The following is an 18,164-nucleotide window of genomic DNA, read 5'->3' on the forward strand; positions in this document are numbered from 1 at the left end:
ATTGTGCTGGTGCTGACCCAACTCACCGACCGAGCGCCGGTGATCATCGAACCGACTCGGCCAGCAGACTGCGGCGGCTATGGCGCGCCGAACGGCGGCTACGGCGTGGCAGGCGCCTACGGTTCGCTGTTGCTGCCCTACCAGGCCTTCGTCATCGCGTTTCGGCCTTTCAGTGCGCAGGGCGTCGCCGGCATGGCCGGCTATGACAGTCCAGCAGGTGGCTACGGCGTTGCTGGCGGCTACAGCTCGCTATCCCTGATCACGGCCGGTGTCAGCGATGCGGCCATCTTTGCTGCGGTCGACGCGGTGAAGCCGGCCGGCACGATCGTCTGGGTCCGCATCGCAAGCTGATTCGCTCAACCGACAACTCGAAAACCACCTCAGCCCCCACTGCACGGGCTTTTTTATTGCCTGGAGAACCCATGCGCCGCCAAATCGTCTATCCCGGCCAAGTGCCGCTCGAAACGGACCTACTCAATACCAATCGCAATGTGATGATCGCGCTCGGCAAACTCGCTGGCGCGGTGCTCGGCACGGGCGGTCTTGTGAATGGCCTCGCCGTCACGCCGACGCAGCCCGCGAGCTTGTCCGTGCAGATGGGTGCCGGTGAGATCTATCAACTCGAAAACATCGATAACACGGCATACAGCTCGCTTGCCGCAGATACGATGGACACCTGCGTAAAACAGGGTATCCAGTTGCAGCCGGTGACGATCGCGATTGCGCCGCCAAGCACGGCCGGCTACTCGCAGTGTTATCTCATCGAAGCGACATACCAGGAAGTCGACGGCAACAACATCGTGCTGCCGTACTTCAACAGCGGCAACATCAATCAGGCGTTCAATGGTCCGCCTAGCAATCCGGGCGAGCAGCAGGCGACGCAGCGCGATGGACAGGTCTTTCTTCAGGCAAAAGCGGGCATCGCCGCCGCGACGGGCTCGCAGGTCGCCCCTGCCCTCGATCCTGGTTACATCGCCCTCGCGGTTGTAACAGTCGCGAACGGCCAGGCAACGATCACAGCGACCAACATCCAAGCAGTGACGACCGGCGTGCTGCCGACGAACGTGTTGCAGCTAATGCAGCAAGGGACAATGAACTATGCGATTGACACCGGAGCTGCCAACGCATACGTCGCGAATCTTGCCCCGCAGCCCGCGGCGCTTCCGCCCGGCATGTTCATCAGCCTGGGGAGCATCAAGGCGACCAATACCGGTCAAAGCACGCTCGCTGTGCCAACTGCGGCTGGCATTGTCACCCTTCCGATCCAGGGCGCAGGAGGTGCTGTGCTGCAAGGTGGCGAGCTTATCGCTGGCGGCGGCGCACTGCTTTGTGTCAACGCTACGGCGAGCGCGTTGCATCTCGTTTGGACGAATGGGGCAACGCCGCTGGGTCACGGTTCCTATGGTTCTACGCCCGCGCAGTTCGACAGCAGCACGAAGTTGGTGACAACTGCTTTTCTTAAAGCCGCGGGTGCCCAGTTTTCTAACACCATCCAGTTATCAGCTAACACTGTGCTTGGCGCAAACCACATCGGGGCGCTCCTCGTTGTCACCCAAAACGCCGGACCTATAACACTGACGCTGCCTCCGACGGCAAATCAGCCCATCGGAAGTCAGATTGCCATTCTTAATCAAAATATCTATTCGGTGACGGTGCAATCGGGCGACGCAGGCAGCATTGCTGCAGGTGCTGCACCTTGGGCTAGCATTTCCATTGCCGCCTGCGACTCCGCGATTTTGTCTACGCTGACTGCGAATGCGAATTCAAATTGGGAGCTGGTAAGTGGCTCTGCGCTAAACGCCTTCTCATCGACCTTCGGCTCATCGTTGATGGCGAATGGTTACAAAAAGATCCCAGACCCTAGCAGTCCAACGGGATACATTATTTTGCAGTGGGGAGTGGTTGGACTTACGAGCACAGCAACGATGGCTACGGCCAATTTCCCTACGACGTTTCCGAACGGATGCTTGAACATGGTTTCAAGTGACACCGGGAATACAACATGGACCACCGGTGTTTCTCCCGCGTCAAATTCTCAATACACGGTTTGGTGTAACCCCCACTCGTCAAACACTGGCACGCTTGTCGCAAAGAACGCGCAAGCGACGATCAGGTGGTTGGCCTTTGGCTACTAAAGGAGTTCTTGCATGACCATCTACTATTCGGCGTCTCAGAAAGGGTTTTATGACGACGCCATTTATCCGAATTCAGCGCTGCCTAAGGATATCGTGGAAGTCCCGCATGCCACGTACCAAAGCTTGATCGCGGCGCAGTCTGATGTGGCGGTGATTCAAAGTGACAACGCGGGCAATCCCGTTATCGCTCAGCCTCCGGCCCCAACGTTAGATGAAAGTAAGAAGTCGCAGATTGCGCTGATTTGTGCCGCGTGCGCGATGGCCATCAAAAGTGGTTTCACATCGTCGGCATGGGCATCGGTCACTACGTATGGATCCAATGCGACCGACCAAGCCAATCTCGTCAGCATCGCTCAGGCGGGCCAGGGTGGTTCGCTCTGGTGCGCGTCTAGTAGTGACACCTGGGCTTTGACTGGACATACGGCAGCACAGGTGACACAGGTGTTGACCGACTGGAACAAATACCGTTCGGCTCAGCAGTCCAAATACGCGAACCTCGTTTCCAAGATCAACGCGGCAACGTCGATGAGCGCTGTGGAAGCCATTGTCTGGTCGTAGCGAACCGTTCAAGCAGTTCCGATTCAGGCCGCCATCGAGTGACCTTTTTCATGCCCGAAATCGGGAAGGAGATGCATGGAATACAAAACCGCATTTGACATTGTCCTGGGTGCCGCATTGACGGTGCTTGGCTGGGTAGCGCGTGAGCTGTGGGGGGCAGTCAAGGAATTGCGCGCCGATTTCGCGAAGCTGCGTGCAGAGTTGCCGAGGGAATACGTCCTCAAGGAAGACATGAAGGAGGCGTTCGAGCCCGTACATCAGAAACTCGACAAGATTTTCGACAAGCTCGAAGAGAAGGCGGACAAGGTATGAAGCCGTCGGATTTCATCATGGCTATTGCGCCGGCCGCGCAGGCGTCTATGCATGCGACGCGTGTTCCTGCGTCGTTCGTGGTCTCCGAGGGCGCACTCGAATCAGGCTGGGGCACCTCGGCCCTTGCGCGTGATGGGTGCAACCTGTTCGGCGTAAAAGCCGATGCTTCGTGGAAGGGTGGAACACTCACCATGCGTACGCGGGAGTTTCTGCGCGGCCAGTGGGTAATCGTGCCAGCGAGTTGGCGCAAGTATGCCAATTGGTCTGGCTGCATGGCCGACCATGCTTCGTTTCTGCTCAACAACCCACGCTATAAGCCAGCGTTCGAACACCATGACGGCGAGAGCTTCGCGCGCGCAGTCGCTGCAGCTGGCTATGCCACCGATCCTCAGTACACCACAAAAATCATCGAAGTGATTCGCGCATACCACCTGGCCGCACTCGATCTCGCGTAGCCGCGCGCGTCCACCAAGCCGCACACCACCAAGCCGCCTTCGGGAGGCTTTTCCTTTTTCTGGAGCACCTCATGGATATACCCATATTCGTCGACAGCCTGCACAACATGCTGTCGTTGATGGCGAAGTTCCACCGCTCAGCGACACACGGTATCCACCACCGCACCGGTCCGACCTGGCCGTTCCAGGGATTTTCACGAAGTGTCAGCTTCGTCTTTTCTCCGGATGAGCCATAAGCATGTGGCAGACCCTCGCGACATTCACCCGGCACTGCCTGACCGGTGCCGACAACCAGACCTACGACATCGGCCGATTGTTGTGGGTACTCGCCTTCATGGTCGGCATGGGTCTGGCCATCGCAAGTTTCATCACTAGCCGGCCATTCGACCTTGAGCACTACGGCCTCGGTGTCGGCGCCGTGCTGGCCGCCGGCGGCTGGTCCCTTTCGATGAAAGCAAGGACGGAGCCGAAGCAATGATTCCAGGTATTTCGTGGTTGCGTATCGGTGCGGCACTACTGCGGGTGCTCGGGCTCGCCAGCATCGGTGCATGGCTTGGCTATCGAGTCTGCAGTGATCACTATGCGCCGCTGCTTGCCGACGCGCAGCAGCAAATCGGTCAGTACCAAACGGTCAACGCGCAAATGCGCGCGGTAGTGAAACAGCAGAACGCTGCGATCGACGACGCTCTGAAGCTGGCTAAGCAGCGCGAGCAGGCAGCGGAAGATGCACAGCGAACGGCGTTGGGTGCATCGCAGGCCTATCAGCAGAAGGCGGCTGTCATCCTTGCGAGTCGGCCAGCGAGTGCAGATGAATGCGCTGCCGCTTCTGCTGCCTTCGATGTCGAACTCGAACAGGAGAGGGAGCAAAAATGAAGCGAATCATTTTGATGGCCGCTTTGGCCTTGGGTGGCTGTGGCATCAAGTCGGTGCATCCTTTCGTCCCGGTAACGGTGAAAGTGCCGATGCCAATGCCATGCAAGGTAACGCTGCCCCAGGCCCCTGCGTGGGCGATAGATGCGCTGCCACTGGGTAGCGACGTCTGGGGTCAGATGACGGCGTTGCGTGCCGAGCGTTTGCAGCGGATGGGCTACGAGAGGCAGTTACTCGCGGTTATCGAATCGTGTCAGTGAGACGGCACTTTCCTGCAACGCGTTGGTGTCCTGGATGCACAAAACCTCAGGTAAACACTGGATCGTCAGCGTTATTTAGCGAAGAGATAATGGGTTATTTACTGAATCTGTAACCTGATTCCGTGAGCTCCTGACTCGCACCCCGCATGTCCGCTTGCTTTGCAAGTGATCTTTGACTCACCCGGCGGGTGAGTGGGTGATCTCACGCAAAGCAAGCGGACATGCGGGGTGCGAGTCAGGAGCTCACGGAATCAGGTGTAAAACATTGGTATGCTAAAAAACATCGACTTCGCCTCCATGAGGTTCTCCGTTAGCCACGAAGAGGCCAACGCCCTTAATAATACCCCGGAATCTACCGTTCTAGAACGCGATGGCCGCCAATTTAAGGTTTCCGTTGTCACTGAAGTTCAAGGAGATACGGTAAAGAAAGGAATTACGGTAAAGCAATTAGGAGATCGATGGGCCCTCTTTAAGTCGGCTGTCCACGACTTTTTCGACGTGGTCACTGGGACGATCACCGAAAGAAGGTGCATCGCCGCGTTTGCCGCGGATCAAATCAAAGCGGATCAAATCAAATACGAAAATGCGGGTCCACCCGATCAGGCAACAACCCCAAGAACGAGAGGGCCTTCCGGCGTACCAGGCCTCACATACCTTTTGAAGCTGATACGGAAAAAAATGGCGCCTGATAAAAGCGTGCCGTATCTGCCTAAAAAGCATAAGCACTCCCCGCCAACGAACCTAAACGGCGAGGCTCCTCTCCATGCGTCAACTGGCAAACCGCAGAAAACCGCCTTGTGCCGCAATTTATCGGTCCAATTTGCCTACGACGCCATGCATACTAAGGCTGGCAAAGTCGACTTAAAAAAATACAGTTCTGTCGACGGCATCACTCAGCATGTGTCCACACACGGGACCGACGCTGATTGGATAAAGATGAAGCTTTATGCCCAAGAAGGGCACCTGGTCGATGCTGATGAGTTTGGCAAGTTGCTGAGTGAGCAATTCAAAAAGATCGAACACGGGTCTGGAAATGGTACTAAGGTACGTGCCCTGCTGGTCGAGTCGACTAACCATTCGATGGCCACTCGAATGCTTGTGAAACGGCCTGCCGACAAAAACGTCTATGTTGTCTCGTTTTATGAGCCCAACTCTACGGATCGCTCTGTACGTTCTGAGGAATGTAAGGAGGGAGATAAGCTAGCCAAGTTAGAAGGCCGGACCTTGCGGGGCTATATCGAATGGGATGGTCAACATGATTCATTTTACCAGGATATTTTTGGAGATGATAACTGTGCGATGGTGTATGTGTGCAGCGATCAGACCACAGGACAGCCGCCTTTGCAAACAAGCCAAGGACGAGCATTGACCAGTCGCTGTGAAAAACTTTCGCCGACCGTGATATGGCACCTTCTGGCCGAAAACTTCTCGGTGGATCTGGCCAACCTGTCTAAGGACAGGGACTTCGCTCAGTTAGATGTGGCAACGCAATCAACACTACTCGCTGCAAAAGATAAGGACGGTGTACCGGGGCTTTTTGTAGCCTTGCGAATGGGCCATACCGAGGCGATCAAAGCATACGGTAAGTTACTCAAGCTATTACCCAAGGAAGACCAAGCCCCGTTCTTCGCTGAGCTGCGCAAAGCAAAAAGTCCGTCTGGGAGATCATGTGAACAAACTGCCATGAAACACAGCAGCGATGATAAGGCGAAAGTCGCATACTCGGAGTTATGCGCAACTTTTACCTGATTCCGTGCCCCCTCCTCGGCATGATTCCGCTTGCCCGTCCAAGGAGGCGATCAGCACGATGATGATGACGCACTCAGCTATCTGATGTCAGGAAAAGAACCACTCACCGCAGCGCACGGTCTTTTCACCGACGCTTGCAGGCATCGCCGGGAGCATTTCCATGCTTGCGTGCAGCCGCATATCTCGCGATCGTTCGCGCGAAGGGATTGTTGATCAATCCACCCAAGTTAACGCCCCTCAACACGCCTTGTAACCGGTGGGCTTATGCGGCTTGGGCCGATGCCGGTCCCGCGACTTGGACTTACCCGGTCGATGCACAAAGGTTCGCCGTGCAATGAGATCCAGCACGTTACGGAGACGGTTGCCGATGTCATGCCCCAACAGAATCGCCGACAACACCGACCGAAAGGCGGTCATGGCATAGCTGCGGTTGATTCTGCGCTTTTCCGGCAAATGGGCCTCTTTGTGAGCCTTGGCCGTGACTAACGAATGCAGGTTGTCGCACATGACTTTGGCGTCCAGATCCTGCATCACGGCCAGTTGCGACAGACCCGAGACATGTTCCAGATTGAGGCGATGTTTGAGGCATTATGAGTCCACTCTTGATGAACCTGTTCATGCACTATGTATTCGATACCTGGATGCAACGCCTATACCCGTCATGTCCTTTCGCCCGTTATGCCGATGATGCAGTGGTTCACTGTCACAGTGAGAAGATGGCGCATCCGCAGTGGTTCGTGCACTGGCGCCTGATGGAGATTTAGGTTCAATGGCACTAACTCAGAATGAGGTAAGCCCCCGGCTTTGCCGGGGGACTCACCAAGGTTTGACCTATACGGCGGTCGTAGTGAACCTGAAATCTCGACCAAGAGACGAGGTTCACGATGAAAGAGTATCAAAGCTTGAGTCATGCCCGTTGGGACTGTAAGTACCGCGTGGTGTTCATTCCCAAGCGGAGAAAGAAGCAGGTGTTTGGAGAGTTACGCAAGCACTTGGGCGAGGTCTTCCACGAGTTGGCTTCGCACAAGGAATCGCAGATTGTGGAAGGCCACCTGATGAGCGACCACATTCACATGTGCATCAGCATTCCGCCGAAGTATGCAGTGTCGAACGTGGTGGGTTACCTCAAGGGTAAGAGTGCCATCACCATTGCGCGCAAGTTCGGAGGACGGAATCGAAACTTCACTGGGGAGTCGTTTTGGGCACGAGGCTATTTCGTCTCGACGGTGGGCTTGGACGAAGCGATGGTGAGGGCATACATCCGAAACCAAGAGCAAGAGGATGAACGTTACGAACAGATGAAGCTGGGCGTGTAGCCCGCCGCCTTCAGGCGGCTCACGCTGTTATCGCCCCTTTGAGGGGCTCACCCAATAAAGCCCCCGGCTTTGCCGGGACGACGGCCATGGATTTTTCGCAGTATTCGAGCGAAGTGCGGCTTAAGTTAGTGCCATTGGATTTAGGTTGGGTAATGGAAGCCGTATGAGCTGAGAGGTTCATGTACGGTTTTGCGAGAGACTCCGGGTGAAACTCCCGGGGTCTACTCTCCCCGGGGGGATACTTACTCGCACCCCGCATGCCCGTTTGCTTTGCGTGAGATCACCCACTCACCCGCTGGGTGAGTCAAAGATCACTCGCAAACCTAGAGGCCATGCGCACTGCGCGTTAGGAGGTCACGGAATCAGGTAATAACAAAGGCCGCGCGGTGAGACGTATAGTTGACGACTTAGTTTGAGTCTCACGGGGGGACTCAAGCCCGCCACCTTGAAATTCCTACGCATAAATTACGTGCAAAAACGTTTGAAGCCGCATTGCTAAGCCATTTTCAGGTGCCCCCCTTGGGCACCATGACATAAAACCGACTACTCCCGGTTGCTCTACAAAAAGCCCCAAAAGCCTATAAAAACAAAGGCTTTTGGGGCTTTTCTGTGGCGATTTTGTCGACGAACTATCGGATCGGAAGAAAGATATCCACGATGGCCTCGTGTTCCGGCACGTCTGGAAAGAAGCACACGCGTTGCAGGTAGACTGGGAAATTGCGTGATTCCTCGCCGCTTTGCGGCAACCATTCCGAATAGAGGTACGCCACGGATTGACCCAGCGTGTCATCCGAACCTACGTGCCGCAATACTGCGCAGCGACCAGCGGGAATGGTTTTGCTGACGATCCCGAATGAATTGTCCTCGATGGCTTGGTCTATGGCCACGCACAGATCGAAGCGATAGCTTGATGGTGCTACCTCGCACGGGTCGTCATAGAGGATGTTGAACGTCGCATGCCGGCCGTGCGGAAGATGACGTTGCTTGCGCCATTCGATGAATTGGCGGATGGAGTCACCTAAAAGGTTCGGGTCGCCGCGATGTTCGAACACGGCGATGGGGATTTCTTCGACATCCACCAGTCTGATCTGGCGGGCTTGCAGTTTGCTTGGCATATGCTAGTTCCTCAGCTCGGAAAAACGTTGGTGCGGAGGGAAGTGCGCATGAGTGATGAATCTGGGTGAGGGGCCTTTTCACACTTCCTCAGCCCAGTGGTCTGATTCGGAAGTTGCGTCCTTTGATCTTGCCGGCACGCAATCGCTCCATGGCCTTGTTTGCTAGTTCGCGACGGATGGCGACATAGGCGCGCGTGGTGAACACGTCGATCTTGCCAATGTCGCTGGCGTTGAGGCCAGCGTCTCCCGTCAGCGCCCCAAGGATGTCACTGGGGCGAAGCTTGTCCTGGCGGCCGGCATCGATCACCAGCGTTTTCATCGGCGCGAGATTCAATGTCTTGCCGCGCGGCGGCGAAAACTTCAGTGGATGCCACGTCAGTGGCGTGCCTAGCACTTGTTCGATGTTGTCCGCCTTGGGCCGCTCGCGCGGCGTGCATAGCGACATTGCCAGACCGGATTGACCTGCGCGTCCGGTACGGCCGATGCGATGCGTATGCGTATCCGGATCGTGTGCCATGTCGTAGCTGATGACCAACGGCAAGGCGTTGATGTCCAGTCCGCGGGCGGCTACATCGGTAGCGACCAGCACGGCGCAACTGCGATTGGCAAAGCGCACCAGCACCTCGTCGCGATCACGCTGTTCCATGTCGCCGTGCAAGGCCAGCGCGGAAAAGCCACGGCGATCCAGTTCCTCGGCAATCGCATCCACATCGCGGCGCATATTGCAGAACACCAGCGCATGCTGGCCACGTTCGCCGGTAAGCAGTTGCGCCAAGGCGTCCAACTTACGCGCCGATTCCACCTCGATGAATTGCTGCTCGATCGCGGGCTGGGTTTCTTGTGGTGCTTCCACCGTCACCTCGACCGGATCGCGTTGCAGGCGTCGGCTGGCGTTGCGGATTTCTTCCGGATAGGTGGCGGAGAACAGCAGCGTCTGATGATGTTTAGCAATGCGTTTGACAATATCGTCGATGGCCTCGCTGAAGCCCATGTCCAGCATACGATCGGCCTCATCTAGCACCAGCACCTTGATGCCGCCGCCATGCAGGCTGCCGCGCTTGAGGTGCTCCTGCACGCGACCTGGCGTGCCGACCACAATGTGCGGATCATGCGCCAGCGACGCCAATTGCGGCCCCAGCGGCATGCCTCCGCACAGGGTGAGCAGTTTCACGTTGGGAATGTTCGCAGCGAGTTTGCGGATCGCCTTGCTAACTTGGTCGGCCAGCTCGCGGGTAGGGCACAGCACCAGCGCTTGCAGGCGGATCATTTCCACACTCAACGATTGCAGCAGGCTCAGGCCGAAGGCCGCGGTCTTACCGCTGCCGGTTTGTGCCTGGGCAATCACGTCGCGGCCTTCCAGCATAGCTGGCAGGCTTTGCGCCTGGATCGGCGTCATACGGTTGTAGCCAAGCGTGTCGACGCTGGCCAGCAAGGCGGCTTTGAGGGGCAGGGTATGAAAGGAAGTCATCCCACATAATTGCGTATTTCGGCCCATCGTGACCACCCATTTCGGCAAGGCGTGACCGATCATTTCGGTAAACCGTGACCGTCCGTTTCGGTTGATCGTGACCGATTTTTGAGGGTCACCGAAATGAGCGGTCACGGCTTACCGAAACGCGCCCCTCGTTGTGCATAACTTCAACGCAACGGCATCCTCCACAGTTTTTTGGAGTGGCGATGCCGACCCCGCGAGTAGCTATGCGCAAGATCAAAGAATGTCTTCGACTGAAGCTGGAGTGCGACCTGTCGCACGAACGCCTCGCCTTGGCCTTGGGCCTGTCCAAGGGCGTGGTCAGCAAATACGTGACACGTGCGGTGGCCGATCGACTACGCCGGCCCCACCTTGGGCGTCGTCAACCCCGACACCGGCGAGCTGCGGCGTGCGCACATCTTCGTGGCCGTGCTGGGTGCGTCCAGTTTCACCTATGCCTGCGCCACACCGGGCGAAACGCAGATCGACTGGCTGCGCGGCTTGACGCAGGCGTTGGCATTTTTTGGTGGCGTGCCGGCGCTGGTGGTACCTGACAATCCGCGCGCGCTGATCACCCAGCCGGATCGCTACGAGCCCGCGCTCAACCGTGCCACGCAGGCGTGTGCAGAGCATTACGGCATGGCGATCCTGCCGGCCCGCCCACGACGCCCGCAGGACAAGGCCAAGGTCGAGGTCGGCGTGCAGGTGGTCGAGCGCTGGATCCTCGCGCGCTTGCGCCATCCGTGCTTTTTTACCTTCAGCGCGCTCAATCACGCCATCGCCGACCTGCTGACGGACTTGAATGCACGGCCGTTCAAGAAGCTCGACGGCTCGCGCCGTTCGTGGTTCGAGACGATCGACCGTCCCGCCCTGATGCCCTTGCCGGCGCAACCCTTATGAGCTGGCGCGCTTCAAGCCGTGCAAGGTCAACATCGATTACCACATCGAGGTCGATGGCCATTACTACAGCGTGCCGCATAGCCTGGTACGCAAGACCGTCGAGGCGCGCATCACCGACACCACCGTCGAGATCCTGCATGCCGGCCAACGCATCGCCAGCCACGTCCGTTCCCCGGCGCGCGGACGCCACACCACGGTCGCCGACCACATGCCGGCCGCCCATCGTGCCCATCGGAAATGGACACCCGGACGCTTCCTGCGCTGGGCCGCCGACATCGGTGTGGCGACCCGTCAACGGGTCGAACACCTGCTGACCGAACGGCCGCATCCGGAGATGGGCCATCGCAGTTGCCTGGGACTGCTGGCGCTCGCGCGCCAGTACGGCCACACCCGCCTGGAAGCCGCCTGCACACGGACGTGGGCGATCGGTTCGCGCACACGCAAATCCGTGCAGTCGATCCTGCCCAACCACCTCGATCAGCAACCCTTGCCCAGCGCTATCACCCAGACCGCCTGGGTCACGCCGGACCACGCCAACTTGCGTGGCCCTGCGTATTCCGAGGTGAATCGGCCACCCTGGCGGGCTGAGCACGGGGTGGTTGGATTATGGGATGGCGGCGGAGATCGAGGCTACAGCTGGGTCGGTCCGTTTACGCATGGAGTCGCCGCTGAGGGCGACGCGGTAGCTGTTGTGGACGAGGCGGTCGAGAATGGCGTCGGCGAGGGTCGGATCACCCAGATACATGTGCCATTGCTCGACGGGTAACTGACTGGTGATCAACGTCGATTTCCTGTCGTAGCGGTCATCGAGAATCTCCAGCAAGTCACGGCGGTTGGCATCGGCGAGCGGTGTCAATGCGAAGTCATCAAGGACGATCAAGTCGACCTTGGCGAGCGCTCGGAAGTAAGTGCTTTTGCGTGATTCGATGCTGGCCTTGGTCAGCTCTTCGATCAGGCGTGGGACGCGGAAGTAGCGCACGGCGTAATCGGCACGACACGCCGCCTGCGCGAGTGCGCAACCCAGATAACTTTTACCCACGCCGGTGGGACCGGTGATGAGTACGTTGAGGTGCTCCTTGAGCCAGGCCAGCGTGGTGAGCTTGGCGAGCAAGCGACGATCGATGCCGCGTGAGGTACGTATATCCAGATCCTCCAGGCTGGCGTTTTGGCCAAGCTTGGCCCAACGCAGACGTTGATGTAGTCGTTGCGTGTCGCGGTCGGCGACTTCGTGCTGGACGAGCAAAGCCAATCGATCTTCGAAGGGCAAGCCATCGGCGTGGGTCGAAGCCAGCGGGTGAGTCAGCGCCGCCGCCATGCTGCGCAAGCGTAGTGCCTGCAATTGTTCGATCAAGGGATTGAGCAACATCGTGAGGTCTCCGTCAGTGGTAGTAAGAAGGCCTGCGCACGTTGGCATGTTCGGGCAAGTCCAGCGTCAATTCGGTTTGCGGCAAGGCGTGCTTGATCAGTGCGCGAATGGCGCGATAGCTGGTGCTGTTGTGTGCGAGTGCCTGTTTGTAAGCGGCTTCCAGTTGCAGCGGCGAGAAGTCATGGGCCAAGCGCAAAATGCCCAGACAGGCGCGCAAGGCATACTCGGGGTGTTTGCGCATGTGCATCTGGCTTTTCAGGACGCCGACGGTGTTCGGCCCGATCGTCTCGGCGCGCACCAACAACGGGCTGAGCGTCAGTTCGGCGACGGCTGCATGACCTGCCGTGCGGTGCGCGGGGCAGGTTGTAAACCCGCCGCGCATGTCGGAGCGCGGATGGGTCGCCACACGCGCACCGCGCAGATAAACCTCCACGCTGGATACGCACAGTCGCACGTCAACGGTGCGGCCGGTGAGCGCATGCGGCGCCGAGTAACGATGACGATCCACTTCGACGTGGTAGTCCAGATGCACCTTGGCTTTCTTCCACTCGGCGTATTCGTAACGTGTGCCGGGCAGCGGTTTCAAGGCAGGCTTTTCCACTGCATCGAATACGCCATGACGGCTGCCTTCGCGCTTCTGGAAAGGTTGACGATTGAGCTCCTCCAGCAGCGGCCGGATCGCGGCATTGCCCTCGTTGAGCGAGAAGAACGTCTGCTCGCGCAAGGGCGCAAGAAGGCGTCGTTCGACCACCAGAATGCTGGACTCGGCGACGGCCTTGTCACGGGGTTTTCTGACGCGAGCGGGCAAGATCGTGGTGGCGTAGTGCTCAGCCCAATCCTGATACGAGGGATTGATATCCGGATCGTAGCGATGAGCTTTGAGTACACTGGACTTGAGATTGTCCGGCACGATGGCAGCCGGCACGCCACCGAAGAATTCCAGCGCACGCACATGCGAGGCCAGCCAATCGGGTGCTGTTTGTGTCCACGTCGCTTCGACGTAGAGGTAGCTTGAATGCTCCAGCGCCGCGACGAAGATTTGCGCTTGTCGTAACTCGCCCGTGCGACGGTCGACGATGCCCATCGTCTGCCCGGCATAGTCGACAAACAGCTTGTCGCCAGGCATGTGGGTTTGACGCAGTACCACTTCGCGCGTGCCGGCCCACTCACGATACAGATCGGCAAAACGGCTGTACTGATAGCCAGCCGTCCGGATGCAACGTTTTGTACTCCTGCCACAGCAGCATCAAGGTCACGCCCTTGCGCGACAATTCACGATGCGCCACCGGCCAGTCCGGTCGTGGCGCCGGGGTCGTTTCACGTGTCGGGGACGGTGGATACAAGCGATGCGTCAGCGCTTCCTCGTCGACCTCCTCAGGCAGCGGCCAGCTCACGCCGGCGGCGATGGCGCGTCGCTGGAGGTCACTGACCGTGCTGCAGGCGATGCCCACGCTGCTGGCGATCTGTCGGGCGGACAGACTGGCGGCGGTAAGCCGCAGAACCTCTCGGATCTTGCGCATGGACAACCTCTCTTTGGGCATCGCTCGGCTCGCTTGGGTTAAAGCGGCGAGGGTGCCCGATGGGTGGTCCGTGCAGGGCCTCAACCGGGTGGCCGATTCCTCTCGGAATGGGTGGCCGATTTGCGTCGGAATAGGTGGCCGATTTGGCTCGGAATCAGTGGCCGATTAACGTCGGAATACGCACTGCTGCACCCGGTGATGCTGTTAGCCTCATCATACGCGTAGGTGATGTGCTGGGTGTTGTCGGGGTAGCTGACCGTCAGCAGGCGATTCAGGGCGTCATAGGTCATGGCAGCGGTGATGCCCTTGGCATCCGTGCTCGTCAGCACGTTGCCTGTCGCATCGAAGGTCTGGCTGGTGGTGCCAGTGTCAGGGCTAACTCAGAATGAGGTAAGCCCCCGGCTTTGCCGGGGGACTCACCAAGGTTTGACCTATACGGCGGTCGTAGTGAACCTGAAATCTCGACCAAGAGACGAGGTTCACGATGAAAGAGTATCAAAGCTTGAGTCATGCCCGTTGGGACTGTAAGTACCACGTGGTGTTCATTCCCAAGCGGAGAAAGAAGCAGGTGTTTGGAGAGTTACGCAAGCACTTGGGCGAGGTCTTCCACGAGTTGGCTTCGCACAAGGAATCGCAGATTGTGGAAGGCCACCTGATGAGCGACCACATTCACATGTGCATCAGCATTCCGCCGAAGTATGCAGTGTCGAACGTGGTGGGTTACCTCAAGGGTAAGAGTGCCATCACCATTGCGCGCAAGTTCGGAGGACGGAATCGAAACTTCACTGGGGAGTCGTTTTGGGCACGAGGCTATTTCGTCTCGACGGTGGGCTTGGACGAAGCGATGGTGAGGGCATACATCCGAAACCAAGAGCAAGAGGATGAACGTTACGAACAGATGAAGCTGGGCGTGTAGCCCGCCGCCTTCAGGCGGCTCACGCTGTTATCGCCCCTTTGAGGGGCTCACCCAATAAAGCCCCCGGCTTTGCCGGGGGATACTTACTTGGCCAGTCGCATCGCTCAGACCATCGTAGCTGTAGGTGGTGTTGAGGCCGCTGGGATCGGTGACTTGGGTGAGGCGATCCAAGCTGTCGTAGTGATACGCCGTCGTGGTGTTCTGGGTGGTGGTATCGCTGCCGTTGTAGTTGTCGATTGTCTGCACCAGGCGGTTGAGGGCGTCGTAGCCTTGCTGGCGCTGGATACCTAAACCGTCACTGTTTTGCACCAGGTTGCCGTTGGCGTCGTAGCTGGTGCCGGCGCTTGCATCGAAGATGGTGTGGTGGAGGCCATCCATCACCGTGGTGAGCTGGCCCAAGGTGTTGAAGCTGCGGGTGAGGCTTTTGTGCAAGGTGCCAGTGGCGTCATGGACCTGTTCGGCGGTTTGGTTGCCGGCGGCGTCCAGGGTGTATTGGATGGTGTTGCCGAGCGCATCGGTGATTTTGGTGAGGCGATGTGCGGTGTCGTAGCCGTAAGTGGTGGTGACGCCATCCGGATCGGTGACGGTTTGTACGGCACCGTAGGGCATGTAAGTGAAGCTAGTCGTCGCGCCGCCGACCGTGCGCGAGGCGAGCCAGCCGCGCGGGGTGTAGGTCATATCGGTGTTGACGCCGTTGGCGTCGGTGATGCGCGTGATGCGGCCGTCGGCATCGTAGGAAGCGAGGGTGGTGACGTGGCCCAGGGCATCGGTGACGGTGTGCAGATCGCCGGCTTGGTAGCAGGCCGCGCCCGGCGTGCCGCAGTTCGTCGCGCTACCGGTCATGTAGTAGCGGTAGGTGGTGGTTTGGGTGAGATCGGTGCGCGGACCGGTGGCGGTCAGTAGCAAGCCGACCAACGGACACTGCACGGTGTCGACGGCGGTGCAGTAGGTGTAGGTGCTGCGGCGCACGCCAGCGGGGACGGTGCCCGTCGTACTACAGCTATAACCTGATGCCGCACTGTTAGTCGGATCGATGTCGCAGCGAGCCAGGGTTTGGCCGGTGGTGTGGTAGACCCATTGGGTGGAGCTGATGACGGTGCCGCTGGCGTTGGCCACGGAGCGAGTCAGCGGCAACCTCAAGGCATCGTTCCAAAGAAGGGTGGTGGTGCGCTGGGTGCTTGCTCCTTGTGCATCAACTCGCTGAGACAGCAGGTTGGCGTTGTCGTAACTAAACGCCGTAATATTGCCTAGACCGTCAGTGGCCGTTGCAACTCTGCCGTTGCTACCAAACGTATAAGTCATAGGCAAACGTAAGCGTGCGTCCTCGTGCATCCTGCACGCTGGCGATTTGACCCGCACTATTACGCGTCACTGTTTGCGTAAAGCCGTTTCGATCTGCCATCGACAGTAAATTTCCGGATGCATCGTAGGTCTCGGTTTCACCTTTCTCATTCAAATAAGTGAAACCAATAAAATTGCCATTGCTGTCCTGCGTGGATGTGAGCGAGCCGTCAACATCTGCGTCCAACGTCCACACACCATTCGCGTAGTCCGCGATATAGGTTTTGCCGTCGGGTCGTGTCACGTAGGCTGAGACAAAGGTTGTGCCAGGCATGCTGTATGCCCGCACGGTTCGTAAATAGTTCAGCGATCTATGGGTGCCGAGCACCATTTCAGTTTGTGATGTAGAGCCGCTATTCCCTGTGCTGTTATAGGTCCACGTCAACTCCAAGGGGAATGGACCGCTTCCTTGGTATTCCGTTTTAGTCTCGTAGACATTCCCGCTGCCGACGTCAATAGGGTCGCCACACGAGCAATCCGACTTTCCACGTGACTTTTGAATGTCAGTGCCCGTCGGAGAAGGACAAGAGATCCCAGGATAACGGTAGGCAGGTGCTGGCGGCGAAGTACAGGAAGACCATTGCTCGGTGATATTGTCCAGGGTGTAGGACGGTGGGTTTGATATCTCACCGGAACTACACAATCGGTGCTCGGAATAAGGTTCCCAAAAATCCCCATCAGAGTAGTCCGCGGCATGCCTCATTCGCGCATTCCCCAGAAAAACGGGAAAAATGGGGTGTGTTCCGCATGCGCTTTGCTGCGCATACCAAGGCCAGCCTGCCTCAAGCGCTGCTACTGCAGAAGGATAACGCTGGGTCGACGGATCTTGATTGTAATTGGTGCTGGCGAAATAGTTGATGGGAGCGTGATCCGCACGCGCGTTTAGCGCCACACCCAACAGGCATAGCAGCAAACAAACCATCGCATAACGGCTCACTATCGACCAAAGCGTTGGCCGCCTTGTCGTTTTACTAAAAACGGTGGGTCTATTCTTACAAAGAGTATGCCAACCTAGATCGAGCACGCACTCAACGTGACATACAAAATCGAAACTAGCCGATGGCCTGGCCCGGCGCATCGGGCGTGGCCGAGTAGGAACACCCTGGAAAAGCACTCGGCCCATCCATCTGGTATTGCGCCCACCATTTGGCGAGTGCCACCGATATCGTAGGGGACGTGCCATCGTTATGGTACGCATAGTTGTCATGAAAGGGTGGCCCGCAAAACGTCATGCTCGCCGTCATGGGGGTGGCGAGCGATGGCGTACGAAAAGAGGTAAAGGGTTCAACTCCGAAAAAAGATGTGCGTAATCGGATGGCCTTAAGGGTATCGGCATGCGACAGCACGGACTTTAAGTAGGTGGGGCGTATCGGATGATCAAAAATTGATCGGTTCTTGATGGCATTCGGTTTCAGTGAATGCACCCCTCCCCTGCTGACGCTGGGGAGGGGTGTCACAAGGTCTGATCAACATCAGTGTTGCGCGGATTCCTCCTCGGCTGCCGGCTTGGCTTTCTTGGCGTGCTTGGGTTTGGCTGGTGCCTCGCCCTCAGCCTTGGTGGTGTTTTCGCCGCTGAGCAGGATGGCGTCGTGGTTCTTCTGTAGCGTGGCTTGGCCGATGCCCTTCACTTGGGCAAGGTCGTCGGCACTCTTGAACGGGCCGTGTTCCTCGCGGAAGGCCACGATGGCCTTGGCTTTGGCCAGGCCGACGCCATCCAGCGATTTGGCGATCGTTTCGGCGTCGGCCGTGTTGATGTTCACCGGCGTGGCGGCGAGGGCCGGCAAGGCAAACGCGAACGCCAGTGCGGCGATGACAACGATTTTCTTGAACATGTTTGATGTCTCCCTTGATCGAAAAGTTGCGGCCTTTTCCGTGCCGCC

At 58.0% G+C, this 18,164-nt stretch carries 21 protein-coding genes and 2 pseudogenes; 14 read left to right on the forward strand and 9 right to left on the reverse strand.

The features are described 5' to 3' along the window. Positions 1-9: 9 nt before the first annotated feature. From EO087_RS00305 to EO087_RS00345, 10 genes are all read left to right on the forward strand, one after another. On the forward strand, positions 10-351 hold the full coding sequence (locus EO087_RS00305) for a hypothetical protein (RefSeq protein WP_128897106.1): 342 nt from the start codon (positions 10-12) through the stop codon (positions 349-351). Positions 352-422: 71 nt separating this feature from the next. Further along, a complete protein-coding gene (locus EO087_RS00310; RefSeq protein WP_128897107.1) occupies positions 423-2,135 on the forward strand; it encodes a hypothetical protein in 1,713 nt (570 codons plus the stop codon). A gap of 12 nt (positions 2,136-2,147) precedes the next feature. Continuing rightward, positions 2,148-2,693: a hypothetical protein gene (locus tag EO087_RS00315; RefSeq protein WP_128897108.1), complete on the forward strand. Its 546-nt coding sequence runs from the start codon at positions 2,148-2,150 to the stop codon at positions 2,691-2,693. Positions 2,694-2,768: 75 nt separating this feature from the next. Next, positions 2,769-3,005, forward strand: coding sequence for a hypothetical protein (locus EO087_RS00320; RefSeq protein WP_128897109.1), 237 nt, complete (start codon positions 2,769-2,771; stop codon positions 3,003-3,005). A gap of 17 nt (positions 3,006-3,022) precedes the next feature. Beyond that, entirely contained in the window at positions 3,023-3,460 is a 438-nt protein-coding gene (locus tag EO087_RS00325) for a glucosaminidase domain-containing protein (RefSeq protein ID WP_205744395.1), read from the forward strand. A 71-nt stretch (positions 3,461-3,531) separates the two neighbouring features. Next, positions 3,532-3,696 carry a hypothetical protein gene (locus EO087_RS16080; RefSeq protein WP_164931719.1) on the forward strand — a complete coding sequence of 55 codons (165 nt, stop codon included), beginning with the start codon at positions 3,532-3,534 and terminating at the stop codon, positions 3,694-3,696. A 2-nt stretch (positions 3,697-3,698) separates the two neighbouring features. Continuing rightward, positions 3,699-3,938 carry an amino acid ABC transporter substrate-binding protein gene (locus EO087_RS00330; protein WP_128897111.1) on the forward strand — a complete coding sequence of 80 codons (240 nt, stop codon included), beginning with the start codon at positions 3,699-3,701 and terminating at the stop codon, positions 3,936-3,938. Further along, the gene (locus EO087_RS00335; RefSeq protein ID WP_164931720.1) at positions 3,935-4,333 is read left to right on the forward strand and encodes a hypothetical protein; all 399 of its coding nucleotides are present in this window, start codon (positions 3,935-3,937) and stop codon (positions 4,331-4,333) included. The genes EO087_RS00330 and EO087_RS00335 overlap by 4 nt, the downstream gene beginning before the upstream one ends. After that, positions 4,330-4,590, forward strand: a complete 261-nt coding sequence (locus EO087_RS00340) for a hypothetical protein (protein WP_128897113.1) — start codon at positions 4,330-4,332, stop codon at positions 4,588-4,590. Before EO087_RS00335 ends, EO087_RS00340 begins: the two co-directional genes overlap by 4 nt. 270 nt (positions 4,591-4,860) lie before the next feature. Further along, positions 4,861-6,339 (forward strand): ShET2/EspL2 family type III secretion system effector toxin, encoded by a 1,479-nt coding sequence (locus tag EO087_RS00345; RefSeq protein WP_128897114.1) that lies wholly within the window; start codon positions 4,861-4,863, stop codon positions 6,337-6,339. Between the two features lie 237 nt (positions 6,340-6,576). Here EO087_RS00345 and EO087_RS00350 read toward each other — a convergent pair whose 3' ends face one another. Then, entirely contained in the window at positions 6,577-6,873 is a 297-nt protein-coding gene (locus tag EO087_RS00350) for a hypothetical protein (protein WP_128897115.1), read from the reverse strand. Between the two features lie 56 nt (positions 6,874-6,929). On the opposite strand from EO087_RS00350, the gene EO087_RS16515 reads away from it, so the two are divergent. Then, positions 6,930-7,103, forward strand: a complete 174-nt coding sequence (locus tag EO087_RS16515; protein WP_128897116.1) for a reverse transcriptase domain-containing protein — start codon at positions 6,930-6,932, stop codon at positions 7,101-7,103. A 120-nt stretch (positions 7,104-7,223) separates the two neighbouring features. Beyond that, positions 7,224-7,655: an IS200/IS605 family transposase gene (gene tnpA, locus EO087_RS00360; protein WP_128897117.1), complete on the forward strand. Its 432-nt coding sequence runs from the start codon at positions 7,224-7,226 to the stop codon at positions 7,653-7,655. A 629-nt stretch (positions 7,656-8,284) separates the two neighbouring features. Here the strand turns inward: tnpA (EO087_RS00360) and EO087_RS00365 are convergent. Next, positions 8,285-8,770 carry a GyrI-like domain-containing protein gene (locus EO087_RS00365; RefSeq protein WP_128897118.1) on the reverse strand — a complete coding sequence of 162 codons (486 nt, stop codon included), beginning with the start codon at positions 8,768-8,770 and terminating at the stop codon, positions 8,285-8,287. A gap of 88 nt (positions 8,771-8,858) precedes the next feature. Next, positions 8,859-10,238 carry an ATP-dependent RNA helicase DbpA gene (dbpA, locus tag EO087_RS00370; RefSeq protein WP_128897119.1) on the reverse strand — a complete coding sequence of 460 codons (1,380 nt, stop codon included), beginning with the start codon at positions 10,236-10,238 and terminating at the stop codon, positions 8,859-8,861. Positions 10,239-10,447: 209 nt separating this feature from the next. Between dbpA and istA (EO087_RS00375) the strand changes: the two are divergent. Then, a pseudogene (gene istA, locus EO087_RS00375) lies at positions 10,448-11,697 on the forward strand (IS21 family transposase); the annotation flags it as partial. Between the two features lie 48 nt (positions 11,698-11,745). Here the strand turns inward: istA (EO087_RS00375) and istB are convergent. The 3 genes and pseudogenes from istB to EO087_RS00390 all read right to left on the reverse strand — a co-directional run bounded on the left by istB (position 11,746) and on the right by EO087_RS00390 (position 14,356). Continuing rightward, positions 11,746-12,507: an IS21-like element helper ATPase IstB gene (gene istB / locus EO087_RS00380; RefSeq protein ID WP_128897120.1), complete on the reverse strand. Its 762-nt coding sequence runs from the start codon at positions 12,505-12,507 to the stop codon at positions 11,746-11,748. A 13-nt stretch (positions 12,508-12,520) separates the two neighbouring features. After that, a pseudogene (istA, locus tag EO087_RS00385) lies at positions 12,521-14,048 on the reverse strand (IS21 family transposase). A 59-nt stretch (positions 14,049-14,107) separates the two neighbouring features. Next, entirely contained in the window at positions 14,108-14,356 is a 249-nt protein-coding gene (locus EO087_RS00390; protein WP_128897121.1) for an RHS repeat protein, read from the reverse strand. Between the two features lie 155 nt (positions 14,357-14,511). Between EO087_RS00390 and tnpA (EO087_RS00395) the strand changes: the two genes are divergently transcribed. Further along, positions 14,512-14,943, forward strand: a complete 432-nt coding sequence (tnpA, locus tag EO087_RS00395) for an IS200/IS605 family transposase (protein ID WP_128897122.1) — start codon at positions 14,512-14,514, stop codon at positions 14,941-14,943. A gap of 27 nt (positions 14,944-14,970) precedes the next feature. On the opposite strand, the gene EO087_RS00400 is transcribed toward tnpA (EO087_RS00395), so the two are convergent. The 3 genes from EO087_RS00400 to EO087_RS00410 form a co-directional block, all read right to left on the reverse strand. Continuing rightward, positions 14,971-16,245 carry an RHS repeat protein gene (locus tag EO087_RS00400; protein ID WP_164931721.1) on the reverse strand — a complete coding sequence of 425 codons (1,275 nt, stop codon included), beginning with the start codon at positions 16,243-16,245 and terminating at the stop codon, positions 14,971-14,973. Continuing rightward, positions 16,226-17,206 (reverse strand): DUF6531 domain-containing protein, encoded by a 981-nt coding sequence (locus EO087_RS00405; RefSeq protein WP_164931722.1) that lies wholly within the window; start codon positions 17,204-17,206, stop codon positions 16,226-16,228. The genes EO087_RS00400 and EO087_RS00405 overlap by 20 nt, the downstream gene beginning before the upstream one ends. Positions 17,207-17,756: 550 nt before the next feature. Continuing rightward, positions 17,757-18,116 (reverse strand): helix-hairpin-helix domain-containing protein, encoded by a 360-nt coding sequence (locus tag EO087_RS00410; RefSeq protein WP_128897125.1) that lies wholly within the window; start codon positions 18,114-18,116, stop codon positions 17,757-17,759. Between the last annotated feature and the right edge of the window lie 48 nt (positions 18,117-18,164).

Origin of the sequence: Dyella sp. M7H15-1, assembly GCF_004114615.1 — a bacterium.
Lineage (GTDB): Bacteria > Pseudomonadota > Gammaproteobacteria > Xanthomonadales > Rhodanobacteraceae > Dyella_B.

Coding starts and splice junctions, on each gene's coding strand:
- EO087_RS00310 (WP_128897107.1), top strand. CDS start 423: ATGCGCCGCCAAATCGTCTATCCCGGCCAAGTGCCGCTCGAAACGGAC.
- EO087_RS00315 (WP_128897108.1), top strand. CDS start 2,148: ATGACCATCTACTATTCGGCGTCTCAGAAAGGGTTTTATGACGACGCC.
- EO087_RS00320 (WP_128897109.1), top strand. CDS start 2,769: ATGGAATACAAAACCGCATTTGACATTGTCCTGGGTGCCGCATTGACG.
- EO087_RS00325 (WP_205744395.1), top strand. CDS start 3,023: ATGGCTATTGCGCCGGCCGCGCAGGCGTCTATGCATGCGACGCGTGTT.
- EO087_RS16080 (WP_164931719.1), top strand. CDS start 3,532: ATGGATATACCCATATTCGTCGACAGCCTGCACAACATGCTGTCGTTG.
- EO087_RS00330 (WP_128897111.1), top strand. CDS start 3,699: ATGTGGCAGACCCTCGCGACATTCACCCGGCACTGCCTGACCGGTGCC.
- EO087_RS00335 (WP_164931720.1), top strand. CDS start 3,935: ATGATTCCAGGTATTTCGTGGTTGCGTATCGGTGCGGCACTACTGCGG.
- EO087_RS00340 (WP_128897113.1), top strand. CDS start 4,330: ATGAAGCGAATCATTTTGATGGCCGCTTTGGCCTTGGGTGGCTGTGGC.
- EO087_RS00345 (WP_128897114.1), top strand. CDS start 4,861: ATGCTAAAAAACATCGACTTCGCCTCCATGAGGTTCTCCGTTAGCCAC.
- EO087_RS16515 (WP_128897116.1), top strand. CDS start 6,930: ATGAGTCCACTCTTGATGAACCTGTTCATGCACTATGTATTCGATACC.
- tnpA (WP_128897117.1), top strand. CDS start 7,224: ATGAAAGAGTATCAAAGCTTGAGTCATGCCCGTTGGGACTGTAAGTAC.
- EO087_RS00365 (WP_128897118.1), bottom strand. CDS start 8,770: ATGCCAAGCAAACTGCAAGCCCGCCAGATCAGACTGGTGGATGTCGAA.
- dbpA (WP_128897119.1), bottom strand. CDS start 10,238: ATGACTTCCTTTCATACCCTGCCCCTCAAAGCCGCCTTGCTGGCCAGC.
- istB (WP_128897120.1), bottom strand. CDS start 12,507: ATGTTGCTCAATCCCTTGATCGAACAATTGCAGGCACTACGCTTGCGC.
- tnpA (WP_128897122.1), top strand. CDS start 14,512: ATGAAAGAGTATCAAAGCTTGAGTCATGCCCGTTGGGACTGTAAGTAC.
- EO087_RS00400 (WP_164931721.1), bottom strand. CDS start 16,245: ATGACTTATACGTTTGGTAGCAACGGCAGAGTTGCAACGGCCACTGAC.
- EO087_RS00405 (WP_164931722.1), bottom strand. CDS start 17,206: ATGGTTTGTTTGCTGCTATGCCTGTTGGGTGTGGCGCTAAACGCGCGT.
- EO087_RS00410 (WP_128897125.1), bottom strand. CDS start 18,116: ATGTTCAAGAAAATCGTTGTCATCGCCGCACTGGCGTTCGCGTTTGCC.